At 61.1% G+C, this 15,645-nt stretch carries 12 protein-coding genes; 11 read left to right on the top strand and 1 reads right to left on the bottom strand.

What is annotated here, in order from left to right:
• Positions 1-8: 8 nt before the first annotated feature.
• The 8 genes from ABNP31_RS17705 (at position 9) to ABNP31_RS17670 (ending at position 12,208) form a co-directional block, all read left to right on the top strand.
• Complete coding sequence (locus tag ABNP31_RS17705) at positions 9-2,840, top strand: 2-oxoglutarate dehydrogenase E1 component (RefSeq protein ID WP_025339970.1); 2,832 nt, start codon at positions 9-11, stop codon at positions 2,838-2,840.
• A gap of 42 nt (positions 2,841-2,882) precedes the next feature.
• Positions 2,883-4,106, top strand: a complete 1,224-nt coding sequence (odhB, locus tag ABNP31_RS17700; protein ID WP_085614443.1) for a 2-oxoglutarate dehydrogenase complex dihydrolipoyllysine-residue succinyltransferase — start codon at positions 2,883-2,885, stop codon at positions 4,104-4,106.
• Between the two features lie 93 nt (positions 4,107-4,199).
• The gene (lpdA, locus tag ABNP31_RS17695; RefSeq protein WP_013973439.1) at positions 4,200-5,636 is read left to right on the top strand and encodes a dihydrolipoyl dehydrogenase; all 1,437 of its coding nucleotides are present in this window, start codon (positions 4,200-4,202) and stop codon (positions 5,634-5,636) included.
• A gap of 172 nt (positions 5,637-5,808) precedes the next feature.
• Complete coding sequence (sucC, locus tag ABNP31_RS17690) at positions 5,809-6,975, top strand: ADP-forming succinate--CoA ligase subunit beta (protein WP_003254205.1); 1,167 nt, start codon at positions 5,809-5,811, stop codon at positions 6,973-6,975.
• Positions 6,975-7,859: a succinate--CoA ligase subunit alpha gene (sucD, locus tag ABNP31_RS17685; RefSeq protein WP_004376004.1), complete on the top strand. Its 885-nt coding sequence runs from the start codon at positions 6,975-6,977 to the stop codon at positions 7,857-7,859. Before sucC ends, sucD begins: the two co-directional genes overlap by 1 nt.
• 479 nt (positions 7,860-8,338) lie before the next feature.
• Positions 8,339-9,652 (top strand): branched-chain amino acid transport system II carrier protein, encoded by a 1,314-nt coding sequence (brnQ, locus tag ABNP31_RS17680; protein ID WP_075045845.1) that lies wholly within the window; start codon positions 8,339-8,341, stop codon positions 9,650-9,652.
• Between the two features lie 276 nt (positions 9,653-9,928).
• Positions 9,929-10,987, top strand: coding sequence for an IS110 family transposase (locus tag ABNP31_RS17675; RefSeq protein WP_085665802.1), 1,059 nt, complete (start codon positions 9,929-9,931; stop codon positions 10,985-10,987).
• A gap of 471 nt (positions 10,988-11,458) precedes the next feature.
• Positions 11,459-12,208: a DUF599 domain-containing protein gene (locus tag ABNP31_RS17670; protein ID WP_025339967.1), complete on the top strand. Its 750-nt coding sequence runs from the start codon at positions 11,459-11,461 to the stop codon at positions 12,206-12,208.
• Positions 12,209-12,275: 67 nt separating this feature from the next.
• Here ABNP31_RS17670 and ABNP31_RS17665 read toward each other — a convergent pair whose 3' ends face one another.
• Complete coding sequence (locus ABNP31_RS17665; RefSeq protein ID WP_023661534.1) at positions 12,276-12,560, bottom strand: hypothetical protein; 285 nt, start codon at positions 12,558-12,560, stop codon at positions 12,276-12,278.
• Positions 12,561-12,713: 153 nt separating this feature from the next.
• On the opposite strand from ABNP31_RS17665, the gene ABNP31_RS17660 reads away from it, so the two are divergent.
• From ABNP31_RS17660 to htpG, 3 genes are all read left to right on the top strand, one after another.
• Positions 12,714-13,190: a PaaI family thioesterase gene (locus tag ABNP31_RS17660; RefSeq protein WP_075045842.1), complete on the top strand. Its 477-nt coding sequence runs from the start codon at positions 12,714-12,716 to the stop codon at positions 13,188-13,190.
• Positions 13,187-13,669, top strand: a complete 483-nt coding sequence (locus ABNP31_RS17655) for a PaaI family thioesterase (protein WP_025339965.1) — start codon at positions 13,187-13,189, stop codon at positions 13,667-13,669. The genes ABNP31_RS17660 and ABNP31_RS17655 overlap by 4 nt, the downstream gene beginning before the upstream one ends.
• 70 nt (positions 13,670-13,739) lie before the next feature.
• Positions 13,740-15,644, top strand: a complete 1,905-nt coding sequence (htpG, locus tag ABNP31_RS17650; protein ID WP_025339964.1) for a molecular chaperone HtpG — start codon at positions 13,740-13,742, stop codon at positions 15,642-15,644.
• Position 15,645: the final 1 nt, after the last annotated feature.

Here is a 15,645-nt window from a genome sequence, read left to right as displayed (position 1 = left end):
GACCAAGCATGCAAGAAAGCGTGATGCAGCGCATGTGGGAAAGCGCCCACCTTTCAGGTGGTAACGCTGCATATGTGGAAGAGCTTTATGAGCTCTACCTGCACGACCCTAACGCTGTGCCAGAAGAGTGGCGCACCTACTTCCAGAAGTTGCCCGCCGACGGCAGCACCGCTACCGATGTATCGCACTCGACAATCCGCGACCATTTCGTACTGCTGGCAAAGAACCAGCGCCGCGCCCAACCGGTATCCGCCGGGAGCGTGAGCAGTGAACACGAGAAGAAGCAGGTTGAAGTTCTGCGACTGATCCAGGCCTATCGTATGCGCGGCCATCAGGCTGCCAAGCTCGACCCGTTGGGGTTGTGGCAGCGTCCTGCGCCCGTAGACCTGTCGATCAATCACTACGGCTTGACCAATGCCGATCTTGATACGACCTTCCGTGCCGGCGACCTGTTCATCGGCAAAGAGGAGGCGAGCCTACGCGAGATCTTCGAGGCGCTCCAGAAGACATATTGTCGCACCATTGGCGCCGAGTTCACCCACATCGTCGATTCCGAGCAGCGCAGCTGGTTCCAGCAGCGCCTGGAAAGCGTGCGCGGCCGTCCGGAGTTTTCCGCTGACGTGCAGGCCCACCTGCTCGAGCGCGTGACCGCCGGTGAAGGCCTTGAGAAATACCTGGGCACCAAGTACCCGGGCACCAAGCGTTTCGGCCTCGAGGGCGGCGAAAGCCTGATCCCGATGCTGGACGAGATGATCCAGCGTTCCGGTTCCTACGGCACCAAGGAAGTCGTGATCGGCATGGCCCACCGTGGCCGCCTGAACGTTCTGGTCAACACCTTCGGCAAGAACCCGCGCGAGCTGTTCGACGAGTTCGAAGGCAAGAAGATGAACGAGCTGGGCTCCGGTGACGTGAAGTATCACCAGGGCTTCTCCTCGAACGTGATGACCCCGGGTGGCGAAGTGCACCTGGCCATGGCGTTCAACCCGTCCCACCTGGAAATCGTCTCGCCAGTGGTCGAGGGTTCGGTGCGCGCCCGTCAGGATCGCCGCAACGACACCGTTGGCGACAAGGTACTGCCGATCTCGATCCACGGCGACGCAGCATTCGCCGGCCAGGGCGTGGTCATGGAAACCTTCCAGATGTCGCAGACCCGCGGTTTCAAGACCGGCGGTACCGTGCACATCGTGATCAACAACCAGGTTGGTTTCACCATCAGCAACCCGCTGGACGCGCGCTCCACCGAGTACGCCACCGACGTTGCCAAGATGATCCAGGCGCCGATCCTGCACGTGAACGGCGACGACCCGGAAGCCGTGCTGTTCGTGACCCAGCTGGCCATCGACTACCGCATGCAGTTCAAGCGTGACGTGGTCATCGACCTGGTCTGCTACCGCCGCCGCGGCCACAACGAGGCCGACGAGCCGAACGGCACCCAGCCTTTGATGTACCAGCAGATCAGCAAGCAGCGCACCACGCGTGAACTGTACGCTGAGGCGCTGATCCAGGCCGGCCGCATCGATTCCGAGCGCGCCCAGGCCAAGATCGACGAGTACCGCAACGCGCTGGACAACGGCCTGCACGTGGTGAAGAGCCTGGTCAAGGAGCCGAACCGCGAGCTGTTCGTCGACTGGCGCCCGTACCTGGGCCATGCCTGGACCGCGCGTCACGACACCCGCTTCGACCTCAAGACCCTGCAGGAACTGTCGGCCAAGCTGCTGGAGATCCCGGAAGGTTTCGTCGTCCAGCGCCAGGTCGCCAAGATCTACGAAGACCGTCAGAAGATGCAGGCCGGTGGCTTGCCGATCAACTGGGGTTATGCAGAGACCATGGCCTACGCCACCCTGCAGTTCGAAGGTCACCCGATCCGCATGACCGGCCAGGACATCGGCCGTGGCACCTTCTCGCACCGTCACGCGGTGCTGCACAACCAGAAGGACGCCAGCACCTACGTACCGCTGAAGAACCTGTTCCCGGGCCAGCCTCAGTTCGAACTGTACGACTCCTTCCTGTCGGAAGAAGCGGTACTGGCCTTCGAATACGGCTACTCGACCACCACGCCGAACGCGCTGGTGATCTGGGAAGCCCAGTTCGGTGACTTCGCCAACGGTGCGCAAGTGGTGATCGACCAGTTCATCACCAGCGGCGAGCACAAGTGGGGCCGTCTGTGCGGTCTGACCATGCTGCTGCCACACGGTTATGAAGGGCAGGGCCCGGAGCACTCCTCTGCGCGCCTGGAGCGTTACCTGCAGCTGTGCGCCGAGCACAACATCCAGGTCTGCGTACCGACCACCCCGGCCCAGATCTACCACCTGCTGCGTCGCCAGGTCATCCGTCCGCTGCGCAAGCCGCTGATCGTGCTGACGCCGAAGTCGCTGCTGCGCCACAAGCTGGCCATCTCGACCCTGGAAGACCTGGCAGAAGGCTCGTTCCAGACCGTGATCCCGGAAATCGACAGCCTCGATCCGGCCAAGGTCGAACGCCTGGTCCTGTGCGGCGGCAAGGTTTACTACGACCTGCTGGAAAAACGCCGTGCCGAAGGCCGCGAAGACATCGCCATCGTGCGTATCGAGCAGCTGTATCCGTTCCCTGAGGACGACCTGGTCGAAATCCTGGCGCCTTACACCAACCTCAAGCATGCGGTCTGGTGTCAGGAAGAGCCGATGAACCAGGGCGCCTGGTACAGCAGCCAGCACCACATGCGCCGTATCCTGGGCCGCCACAACAAGGCACTGGTCCTGGAATACGCCGGCCGCGACGCTTCCGCCGCGCCAGCCTGTGGTTACGCATCGAAGCACGCCGAACAGCAGGAAAAACTGCTGCAAGACGCCTTCACTGTTTAATGCCTTCGCGCACCTGAAACCGAATTTAAGGAAACACAGATAATGGCTATCGAGATCAAAGCCCCAACCTTCCCGGAATCGGTTGCCGATGGCACCGTTGCCACCTGGCACAAGCAGCCGGGCGATGCCGTCAAGCGTGACGAGCTGATCGTCGACATCGAGACCGACAAGGTCGTCCTGGAAGTACTGGCCACCGCCGACGGCGTGCTGGGCGCCATCGTCAAGGGCGAGGGCGACACCGTCCTGTCCGACGAAGTACTGGGTTCGATCGTTGAAGGCGGTGCTGCCGCCGCTGCACCAGCTGCCGCCCCGGCCGCTGCTGCCCCGGCTGCCGCCGCCGCTGCCGACGCTGGCGAAGAAGACCCGGTTGCCGCCCCGGCCGCGCGCAAGCTGGCTGAAGAGAACGGCATCGACCTGGCTACCGTTGCCGGCACCGGCAAAGGTGGTCGCATCACCAAGGAAGACGTCGTCGCTGCCGTCGCCAACAAGAAGTCGGCGCCTGCTGCAGCTGCCAAGCCTGCCGCCGCTGCCGCTGCTGCCCCGGTTGTCGTTGCCGCTGGCGACCGCACCGAGAAGCGTGTGCCGATGACCCGCCTGCGCGCCAAGATCGCCGAGCGTCTGGTCGAAGCCCAGTCGAGCATGGCCATGCTGACCACCTTCAACGAAGTCGACATGACCGAAGTCATGGCCCTGCGTTCGAAGTACAAGGACCTGTTCGAGAAGACCCACAATGGCGTACGCCTGGGCTTCATGTCGTTCTTCGTCAAGGCCGCCACCGAAGCCCTGAAGCGCTTCCCGGCTGTCAACGCCTCGATCGACGGCAACGACATCGTCTACCACGGCTACGCCGACGTCGGCGTTGCCGTGTCCAGCGACCGTGGCCTGGTGGTACCGGTACTGCGTAACGCCGAGTCGATGAGCCTGGCGGAAATCGAGAACGGCATCGCCACCTTCGGCAAGAAGGCCCGTGACGGCAAGCTGGCCATCGAAGAGATGACCGGTGGCACCTTCACCATCACCAACGGTGGTACCTTCGGTTCGATGATGTCGACCCCGATCGTCAACCCGCCGCAGGCCGCCATTCTCGGCATGCACAACATCATCCAGCGCCCGATGGCCATCAATGGCCAGGTGGTGATTCGCCCGATGATGTACCTGGCGCTGTCGTACGATCACCGCCTGATCGACGGCAAGGAAGCGGTAACCTTCCTGGTCACCATCAAGAACCTGCTGGAAGATCCGTCTCGCCTGCTGCTGGACATCTAACCCTCTGGCTGCGTACCGTGCCGGCCCTGGCTTCGCAGGAAGCCATGCCGCGCGGTCCGCGGCTTGTAGCTTGTAGCTGATAAGGAATCTTTTATGACCCAGAAATTCGACGTAGTGGTGATTGGTGCAGGTCCTGGCGGCTATGTGGCTGCCATCAAGGCCGCACAACTTGGTCTGAAGACTGCCTGTATCGAGAAGTACACCGACGCCGAGGGCAAGCTGGCCCTGGGCGGCACCTGCCTGAACGTAGGTTGCATTCCTTCCAAGGCGCTGCTGGACAGCTCCTGGAAGTACAAGGAAGCCAAAGAGAGCTTCAACGTCCACGGTATCTCCACTGGTGAAGTGAAGATGGACGTCGCCGCGATGGTTGGCCGCAAGGCTGGCATCGTCAAGAACCTGACCGGTGGCGTTGCCACCCTGTTCAAGGCCAACGGCGTTACTTCGATCCAGGGCCACGGCAAGCTGCTGGCCGGCAAGAAAGTCGAAGTCACCAAGGCTGACGGCACCACCGAAGTCATCGAAGCCGAGAACGTGATCCTGGCTTCCGGCTCGCGCCCGATCGACATTCCACCGGCTCCGGTCGACCAGAACGTCATCGTCGACTCCACCGGCGCCCTGGAATTCCAGGCCGTGCCGAAGCGCCTGGGCGTTATCGGTGCTGGCGTGATCGGCCTGGAGCTGGGCTCGGTATGGGCTCGCCTGGGTGCTGAAGTCACCGTCCTGGAAGCCCTGGACACCTTCCTGATGGCTGCCGACACCGCCGTGTCGAAAGAAGCCCAGAAGACCCTGACCAAGCAAGGCCTGGACATCAAGCTGGGCGCGCGCGTCACCGGCTCGAAAGTCAACGGCAACGAAGTCGAAGTGACCTACACCGACGCCAACGGCGAGCAGAAGATCACCTTCGACAAGCTGATCGTCGCGGTCGGTCGTCGCCCGGTGACCACTGATCTGCTGGCCGCCGACAGCGGCGTGACCATCGACGAGCGTGGCTACATCTTCGTCGACGACTACTGCGCTACCAGCGTGCCGGGCGTGTATGCCATCGGTGACGTGGTACGCGGCATGATGCTGGCCCACAAGGCCTCGGAAGAGGGCATCATGGTGGTCGAGCGCATCAAGGGTCACAAGGCCCAGATGAACTACGACCTGATCCCGTCGGTCATCTACACCCACCCGGAAATCGCGTGGGTCGGCAAGACCGAACAGGCCTTGAAGGCCGAGGGCGTTGAGGTTAACGTGGGCACCTTCCCGTTCGCGGCCAGCGGCCGTGCGATGGCTGCCAACGACACCGGTGGTTTCGTCAAGGTCATCGCCGATGCCAAGACCGACCGCGTCCTGGGTGTACACGTGATTGGCCCATCGGCTGCCGAACTGGTGCAGCAGGGCGCAATCGCCATGGAATTCGGCACCAGTGCCGAGGATCTGGGCATGATGGTCTTCAGCCATCCGACCCTGTCCGAAGCGTTGCATGAAGCAGCGCTGGCAGTGAATGGCGGCGCCATTCACGTGGCCAACCGTAAGAAGCGTTAATTATAAGAAACCACGGCGGGCTGCCCGTCGTGAGTCTTGCGTGCATGACTCACCGCGGAAAGTCCGCCGGACCGGATCACACGGGAAAACCCGGGGTCAACGGTCACAGGTGGTGCGGCGCCAGTGATGGCGCAGCGCCGAAGCGCAGTACCTAACGAAGACGGTAAAAAGCATGAATCTTCACGAGTATCAGGGTAAGCAGCTGTTCGCTGAATACGGCCTGCCAGTTTCCAAGGGTTTCGCTGTCGATACCCCTGAGCAAGCTGCAGAAGCCTGCGACAAGATCGGCGGGAACGAGTGGGTGGTAAAAGCCCAGGTTCACGCGGGTGGTCGCGGTAAAGCGGGCGGCGTCAAGCTGGTTCGCAGCAAAGAAGACGCCAAGGCGTTCGCTGCACAGTGGTTGGGCAAGAATCTGGTTACCTACCAGACCGATGCCAACGGTCAACCCGTCTCCAAGATTCTGGTCGAATCCTGCACTGACATCGCCAAAGAGCTGTATCTGGGCGCTGTAGTCGATCGTTCGAGCCGCCGTATCGTGTTCATGGCTTCCACCGAAGGTGGCGTGGACATCGAGAAAGTCGCTCACGAAACGCCTGAGAAGATCCTCAAGGCCACCATCGACCCGCTGGTCGGCGCTCAGCCGTTCCAGGGTCGCGAGCTGGCATTCCAGCTGGGTCTGGAAGGCAAGCAAGTTCAACAGTTCGCCAAGATCTTCGTTGGTCTGGCCAAGCTGTTCAAGGATCACGACCTGGCCCTGCTGGAAGTGAACCCGCTGGTGATCAAGGCCGACGGCGACCTGCACTGCCTCGATGCCAAGATCAACATCGACGCCAACGCCATGTACCGTCAGCCTAAGCTGAAAACCTTCCACGACCCGTCGCAGGACGACGCCCGTGAAGCCCACGCTGCCAAGTTCGAACTGAACTACGTTGCCCTCGAAGGCAACATCGGCTGCATGGTCAACGGTGCCGGCCTGGCCATGGGTACCATGGACATCGTCAACCTGCACGGCGGCAAGCCGGCCAACTTCCTCGACGTTGGCGGTGGTGCTACCAAAGAGCGCGTTACCGAAGCGTTCAAGATCATTCTGTCCGACAGCAATGTCGCGGCCGTTCTGGTCAACATCTTCGGCGGCATCGTTCGCTGCGACATGATTGCCGAAGGCATCATCGGTGCAGTGAAAGAAGTCGGCGTGAAAGTTCCGGTCGTCGTTCGCCTTGAAGGCAACAACGCCGAACTGGGCGCTAAAGTACTGGCAGAAAGCGGTTTGAACATCATTGCGGCAACCAGCCTGACCGACGCTGCTCAACAAGTTGTCAAAGCTGCGGAGGGCAAGTAATGAGCGTCCTGATCAATAAAGACACCAAAGTCATCTGCCAGGGCTTCACCGGCTCGCAGGGTACTTTCCACTCCGAACAGGCCATCGCCTACGGCACCAAGATGGTCGGCGGCGTAACCCCAGGCAAGGGTGGCACCACCCACCTGGGCCTGCCAGTGTTCAACACTGTGAAAGAAGCTGTGGAAGCTACCGGCGCTGACGCTTCGGTCATCTACGTTCCGGCTCCTTTCTGCAAGGACTCTATCCTGGAAGCTGCCTTCGGCGGCATCAAGCTGATCGTGTGCATCACCGAAGGCATTCCTACCCTGGACATGCTGGATGCCAAGGTCAAGTGCGACGAGCTGGGCGTGACCCTGATCGGCCCTAACTGCCCAGGTGTCATCACCCCGGGCGAGTGCAAGATCGGCATCATGCCAGGCCACATCCACCTGCCAGGCAAGGTCGGTATCGTTTCGCGTTCCGGCACCCTGACCTACGAAGCTGTGAAGCAGACCACCGACGCCGGCTTCGGCCAGTCGACCTGCGTCGGCATCGGCGGTGACCCGATCCCGGGCTCCAACTTCATCGACATCCTGAAGCTGTTCCAGGAAGACCCGAAGACCGAAGCGATCGTCATGATCGGCGAGATCGGCGGTTCGGCTGAAGAAGAAGCTGCGGCCTACATCAAGGCCAACGTCACCAAGCCTGTCGTTTCCTACATCGCTGGTGTTACCGCACCTGCGGGCAAGCGCATGGGCCACGCTGGCGCCATCATCTCCGGCGGCAAGGGCACTGCGGACGAGAAGTTCGCCGCCCTGCAGGACGCTGGTGTGAAGACCGTGCGTTCCCTGGCTGACATCGGCAAGGCCCTGGCCGAGCTGACTGGCTGGGAAGTCAAGAAGTAATACTGCTACACCCCCCACGCGCACAGAGGCCACCTTCGGGTGGCCTTTGTCGTTTCTGGGGGGGTATTTCTGTGCCGGCCTCTTCGCGGGTAAACCCGCTCCCACAGGAAATCACTAACCTTGAGAATTGTGAAGCACCTGTGGGAGCGGGTTTACCCGCGAAGAGGCCGGCACAGACAACAGGGATTTTTCGATGAGTTTGATAGGAATTTTCACGCAGACGAATATTTCAATCCGAGGATAATTCTCGCTGTCCTCGGTCGCACAGACGACAAACATGTACGCACATCGGACAAGCAGCACTGTGCCAGTGCGTTTGACTGACAAAACAGTTACATTACGCGTTCACTCTGTGCCCGTACCCCAAAAGGGAACGACACGCTAAACGGGTCTGGCCTATCAAGCCGGGCAGCATTTCCCCTCATCCAAAGGGAAATCCCCTCTCGAATCCCGATTTCAGCAGTGTGGTACTACCTTAAATGAAAGTTCTCAAAGGCCAGGATATCCTGGCGCTTGGCTTTATGACGTTTGCGCTTTTCGTGGGCGCTGGCAACATCATCTTCCCGCCTATCGTCGGTCTGCAGTCTGGCCCGCACGTATGGATGGCGGCCCTGGGCTTCCTGGTTACCGCCGTGGGCCTGCCGGTCATCACCGTGGTCGCCCTGGCCAAGGTCGGCGGCGGCATGGATGCCCTGAGCAGCCCGATCGGCAAGTTCTTCGGCGGCCTGCTGGCGGCCGTATGCTACCTGTCGGTCGGCCCGCTGTTCGCCACCCCGCGCACCGCGACCGTATCGTTCGAAGTGGGCGTTGCGCCGCTGACCGGTGAAAGCCCGCTGGCGCTGTTCATCTACAGCCTGGTGTACTTCCTCGTGGTGCTGGCCGTGTCCATGTACCCAGGCAAGCTGCTCGATACCGTGGGCCGCTTCCTGGCGCCGTTGAAGATCATCGCCCTGGCGGTGCTGGGCATCGCCGCCTTCGCGCTGCCTGCCGGCACCATTGGTGACGCGCAGCCGGCCTATGCCGCCGCAGCGTTCTCCAAGGGCTTCTCCGATGGTTACCTGACCATGGACACCCTGGGTGCCCTGGTGTTCGGTATCGTCATCGTCAACGCCATCCGCTCGCGCGGTGTCGAGTCGCCGAAGCTGATCACTCGCTATGCCATCATCGCCGGCCTGATTGCCGGTGTCGGCCTGGCCCTGGTGTACATCAGCCTGTTCCGCCTGGGTGCAACCAGCCACGATATCGCGGCTGACGCCACCAACGGCGCGGCGGTACTGCATGCCTACGTGCAGCACACCTTCGGTTCGCTGGGCAGCGGCTTCCTCGCCGTGCTGATCGCGCTGGCCTGCCTGGTGACCGCGGTTGGCCTGACCTGTGCCTGCGCCGAGTACTTCAGCCAGATGCTGCCGCTGTCGTACCGCGCACTGGTGGTGATCCTGGCGGGCTTCTCGCTGCTGATCTCCAACCTCGGCCTGACCAAGCTGATCATGTTCTCGATCCCGGTGCTCACCGCGATCTACCCACCGTGCATCGTGGTGGTCGGGCTCAGCTTCGTGAAGGACCTGTGGAACTCGCCAACCCGCATCCTGGCGCCAGTGATGCTGGTGTCGCTGCTGTTCGGCATGGTCGATGCGATCAAGGGCAGCGGCATTGCCCACGTGCTGCCGGACTTCATGGCCCACCTGCCATTGAGCGACCAGGGCCTGGCCTGGCTGGTGCCTTCGGTGGTGACCCTGGTTGGCGCCGTGGCCTGCGACCGCATGCTCGGCAAGCCGCGCGAAGCGCTGGCCTGATAGTCGAAGCCTGAGGGCGGCACCGGCCACAAGCCGAAGGGTGCTCGCCAAGGGTGGAAACTCAAGAGCCCCGCATCCGAGAGGATGCGGGGCTTTTTGTTTGCCTGTTCGGCAACCTGGCACAAGCTTCTCGGCTGGCGCGATCAGTTGTAATCGATGGACTCGCCCCCGCCGAGGCATCACAGTGCCACGGTGGCGTTCTAAGAAGCCAACGGCAGCGAGGGCGAGACCATGAAAAAGCATAGTTCCAAGCAAGGTTCCCTGTCGTCCACTGATGTGGAGCTTTGCACAACCATCTGTGTAGACCTGGCCAAGCAGGTCTTTCAGTTAGCAGGCGAGGATGCTACCGGTCGGGTGATCTACGAAGATCGCATCAAATCCCGTCAGGCCTTTCATGATTTCCTGCTCAGGTTGCCAGCGACAGTGACCGTCTTGATGGAGTGCGGCCCAGGTGCACAAGCCTGGGCAAGGCTGCTGCAGGCCAAAGGTAATGCGGTTCGCATCCTGCCTGCGCAACGAGTCGCCGAACACCGCAGCGGCGCGAAGAACGACCGTAACGACACCCATGCCATTTTGCGCGCCGGTCGCGATACCAGTATTGCCTCGATATCGATCAAGAGCACCACAGCACTGGCTATTCAAGCACTGCACCGTATCCGCCGCGGCAACATCAAGCGGCATACCGCGCTGGGTAACCAGATACGTGGTTTGCTGCTTGAGCATGGCGTATCCATGCCACAGGGCGACGCTGCGATTGGTAAGCATGTGCCGCGGTCTCTTGAGGATGCCTCTTTACCTTTGCCCGACCTATTGCGTGAGTTGCTCGATGAGCTGTTGACGGACTGGCTGTCTCTGGGTGAACGCATTGCGGGGCTCAGTAGACGGCTCGAAGCGACAGCCCGGGAGGATAAAGTCGCACAGCGACTGGTCACCATTCGTGGCGTAGGCCCTATCATCGCCACGGCGATCGTGGCGAAACAGACCGAGCCCAGCCGCTTCGCCAGTGGCCGAATGTATTCCGCCTTCTTCGGTATCGTGCCCGATCAGCACAGCAGTGGAAACAAAGTCAGATTGGGCAGGATGAGCAAGCGAGGTGACGGCTACATACGTAGCCTGATGATCCAGGGCGCACATGCTGTCTTGAGTCAGCTAAGGCCTGATTCCGATCAGCCAGACGATCGCCGCCTCTTGCGCTGGCTATCCCGCCTTGGGCGCAAGGAAGCGGCGATCAGACTGGCTAATCGAAATCTGCGCATTATCTGGGCCCTGTTACAGAACGACCAGGTCTATCAACACAAACCGAACAGCAACCCGGAGGCTGCCATGAGCCTCTGACTAACCGAGTAATGCCACCGGGGCGCTAAGCGCTCCAACCCCTGCTAGTGAACATTGACCCCTGGTAAGACCGTCGCAGACTGATGCCTCCGCTCCTACAGGCCCGATGCAGTGGCCTCAATGTAAACGGCACGCTGCGAGCTCACCACGATGTTGGCCAGAAGCAAAAAGCTTCCTCGAACAGGCCTGATACATAGATGCAACCGGGTTCCTATGTTCAAAAGCAGCTAGACAGTGTGGGCGAGTCCATACATAGGAGCGGCCTTGTGTCGCGATGGGCTGCGAAGCAGCCCCGGCAATACATGCTGCGAAGCTGAAATCATGGGGGCTGCTTCGCACCCCATCGCGACACAAGGCCGCTCCTACAACCGATCGCGTCTGGTTTCACTGTTCAGGTGTGCCTTTTGCCGCTTGCCAGCGTCGAAATCCGGTCCCTATCCTTCAGGTATCTGGCCCTCCCGGGAACCCTGCATGAACTTCATCCAAAGCAACTTCAACAACCTGTTGGCCATCGCCTGGTTCGCCCTGTGCTGGGGCGGTTACACCCGTTATGCCATCTGGAAGGGCCGCGACACCGCGTGCCTGGCCAGCGTGCTGCACCTGTACCGCGAAGACTGGATGCGCCGTATGCTGCTGCGCGACAACCGCATTGCCGATGCCAGCGTGATCGGCAACCTCGAGCGCAACGCCTCGTTCTTCGCCTCCAGCACCCTGATCATCCTTGCCGGTATCCTCACCGTGCTAGGGGCCTCCGACCGGGCGCTGTCGCTGCTGGCCGACCTGCCGCTGGTGCAGCAGACGTCCCAGGGCATGTCGGAGATCAAGCTGCTGTGCCTGGCCATGGTCTTCGTCTACGCCTTTTTCACCTTCAGCTGGTGCATGCGCCAATACAACTTCGCGGCAGTGCTGGTGGGTTCGGCGCCGATGATCGGTGAACGGCTGGTCAATGAACTTGAACGCAAGGCATTCGCCTCGCGGGCGGCGCGGGTGCTGTCGCTTGCCGCCAACCAGTTCAACCTGGGCCTGCGTTCCTATTACTTCGGCATGGCCATGTTGAGCTGGTTCATCAGCCCATGGTTGTTCATGGTCATGAGTGTCGGAGTAGTGCTGATTCTGTACCGCCGCGAGTTCCATTCGGATGTGTTGGATGTGATGGTGTTCACACCTACCGAAAGTGTTTCGATCGAACCCGCCAAGGAAAACACCGTTTCTGGAACCTGAAACGTTTAATCCATAAGTTTCAGGCACAAAAAAACCCGACAATGTCGGGTTTTCTTGTTTTAGCCGATTACTGCTTGGCAGGTTCGGCTGGAGCAGCTGGAGCGGCTTCCGGAGCCGGAGTAGCCGGAGCGGCTTCTTCGGCGGCCTTCTGCTCGGCTTCGGCCTGATCTTTGGCGGCTTCGGCGTTTTCCTTGGCAGCCTCGTTCATTTTATCCTGAGCTTCGCCCGCTTTTTCCTGGGCTTGCTCGGCGTGTTGCTGTGCGTCCTGGGCTTTGTCTTCGCTCGCTTTATCGCAAGCGGCCAGGCCCATGGCAGCGGCCAGCATCAGAGCAAAAGCAAAAGGTTTACGCATGGGGGTGTTTCTCCTTGGTGGAATAAGTGACTTGTTCCTTCGAGTGCAACTACGCGGAATAAGTTCCGCGAAGATTACACATATATAACGCCCCGTTCTATATAGACTTTTTAACGATTTTATGCCGCTGCGGCAATGGCAGGGAAACAGCCAATGAGCGATTCAACCTTGATGGCCATGGCCGAGCGTTTTCTCTCGGCCCTGAAACATTGTCAGTTGTTGCAAATGCGCGTGGCGCAAACCAATGCCGATGGCATGACCCTGGTGCTGCCCTGGTCACCGGCCATCGTCGGCAACCCGCAGACCGGCGCCGTGCATGGCGGCGCGCTGACCACGCTGATGGACACCACCTGCGGCATGGCCACGCTGTGTGTGCTGCCGCGCTTCGAGGTGTGCCCGACACTGGACCTGCGCATCGACTACATGCACCCGGCAGAAGCCGGCAAGGACATCTACGGCCATGCCCAGTGCTACCGGGTTACCCGCGATGTGATCTTCACCCGTGGCACGGCCTATCAGGACGACCCCGCCCAGCCGATCTGCCAGGTGGTGGGCACGTTCATGCGCCTGGGCCAGGAGATCAAGGGTGGCATCCGTTTCGGCAACAGCCTGAAGGAGGGCGGGGCATGATTCCGCACGAGGTTCGCCAACAGCTCAACGCCGCCCACGCAGTGGGAGACTATCGGCCTTTGCTGGCACTGATCCCCTATGCCGGCCTGATCGGCATCGAATGCGAGCGCGAGGGCGATGACCTGCTGTTCCGTCTGCCGGCCAGCCAGGACAATATCGGCAACCCGCTGCTGCCTGCCATCCACGGCGGGGTGATCGCGGGCTTCATGGAGCTGTCGGCAGCGCTGTACCTGCTGATCTTCAGCGAGAGCGCGAGCATTCCGAAGATCATCGACTTTTCCATCGATTACCTGCGCGCCGGGCACTTTCGCGATACCTATGCCCAGTGCCAGCTGTGGCGCCAGGGCCGGCGGGTGACCAATGTGGCCATCACCGCCTGGCAAGGTGACAGGCAGTCGCCGATCGCCACGGCTCGCGCGCATTTCAAGATCGAACCGGAAAAGCCCTTGAAATCATCCGGGCAGCCCCCATCTGCATGACATCCGCCGCTAACGCAGGCCAACCTGGCCGCCAGGCGTCAACTGCCATCAGATCGGAGTTTTGAAGACCATGAGTGTGGAGACTCAAAAAGAAACGCTGGGCTTCCAGACCGAGGTAAAGCAGCTGCTGCACCTCATGATCCATTCCTTGTATTCGAACAAGGAGATCTTCCTGCGTGAATTGATCTCCAACGCCTCCGACGCCGCCGACAAGCTGCGTTTCGAGGCCCTGGCCAAGCCAGAGCTGTTCGAAGGCGACGCCGACCTGAAGATTCGCCTGAGCTTCGACAAGGACGCCGGTACCGTGACCCTCGAGGACAACGGCATCGGCATGAGCCGCGAAGACGTCATCGCCCACCTGGGTACCATCGCCAAGTCCGGCACCGCCGACTTCATGAAGAACCTCACCGGTGACCAGAAGAAGGACTCGCACCTGATCGGTCAGTTCGGTGTGGGCTTCTACTCCGCGTTCATCGTTGCCGACAAGGTCGATGTGTACAGCCGCCGTGCCGGCCAGCCGGCCGCCGAAGGCGTGCACTGGTCGTCGAAAGGCGAGGGCGAGTTCGAAGTCGCCACCATCGACAAGCCACAGCGCGGTACCCGCATCGTCCTGCACCTGAAGAAGGACGAGCAGGAGTTCGCCGATGGCTGGCGCCTGCGCAACGTGGTCAAGAAGTACTCCGACCACATCGCCATGCCGATCCAGCTGCCGAAAGAGCAAGCTGCCGCCGAAGGTGAAGAACAGCCGGCCGAAGAGTGGGAAACCGTCAACCGTGCCAGCGCCCTGTGGACCCGTCCGCGTACCGAGATCAAGGACGAGGAGTACCAGGAGTTCTACAAGCACATCGGCCATGACTTCGAAAACCCGCTGGCCTGGAGCCACAACAAGGTCGAAGGCAAGCTCGAATACAACTCGCTGCTGTACGTGCCGGCCCGCGCGCCGTTCGACCTGTACCAGCGCGAAGCGCCACGCGGCCTGAAGCTGTACGTGCAGCGCGTGTTCATCATGGACCAGGCCGAGTCGTTCCTGCCGCTGTACCTGCGCTTCATCAAGGGTGTGGTCGATTCCAACGACCTGTCGCTGAACGTGTCGCGTGAAATCCTGCAGAAAGACCCGATCATCGACTCGATGAAGACCGCGCTGACCAAGCGCGTGCTGGACATGCTGGAGAAGCTGGCGAAGAACGAGCCCGAGCAGTACAAGGGCTTCTGGAAGAACTTCGGCCAGGTGCTGAAGGAAGGCCCGGCCGAAGACTTCGCCAACAAGGAAAAGATCGCCGGCCTGCTGCGCTTCGCTTCCACCCAGGACGACAGCGGCGAGCAGAGCGTCGCCCTGGCCGACTACCTGGCACGCGCCAAGGAAGGCCAGGACAAGATCTACTACCTCACCGGCGAGTCGTACGCGCAGGTCAAGAACAGCCCGCACCTGGAAGTCTTCCGCAAGAAAGGCATCGAAGTGCTGCTGCTGACCGACCGTATCGACGAGTGGCTGATGAGCTACCTCAACGAGTTCGACGGCAAGGCCTTCGTCGACGTCGCCCGTGGCGACCTGGACCTGGGCAAGCTGGATTCGGAAGAAGACAAGAAGGCCCAGGAAGAAGTCGCCAAGGACAAGGAAGGCCTGGTCGAGCGCCTGAAGGGCGCGCTGGGTGACAGCGTGGCCGAAGTGCGCGTGTCGCACCGCCTGACCGACTCGCCGGCGATCCTGGCCATCGGTGAACAGGACCTGGGCCTGCAGATGCGCCAGATCCTCGAAGCCAGCGGGCAGAAGGTGCCGGAGTCCAAGCCTATCTTCGAGTTCAACCCGACCCACCCGCTGATCGAGAAGCTGGACAACGAGCAGAGCGAAGACCGCTTCGCCGAGCTGTCGCACATCCTGTTCGATCAGGCGGCCCTGGCGGCCGGTGACAGCTTGAAGGACCCGGCGGCTTACGTTCGTCGCCTGAACAAGCTGCTGGTCGAGCTGTCTGCTTGAG

It is taken from the genome of Pseudomonas asiatica, assembly GCF_040214835.1.
In the GTDB taxonomy this organism is placed as follows: Bacteria; Pseudomonadota; Gammaproteobacteria; order Pseudomonadales; family Pseudomonadaceae; genus Aquipseudomonas; species Aquipseudomonas putida_Z.
Note: the sequence above shows the minus strand (reverse complement) of the source record. Positions and strands in the feature narration are given on the sequence as shown.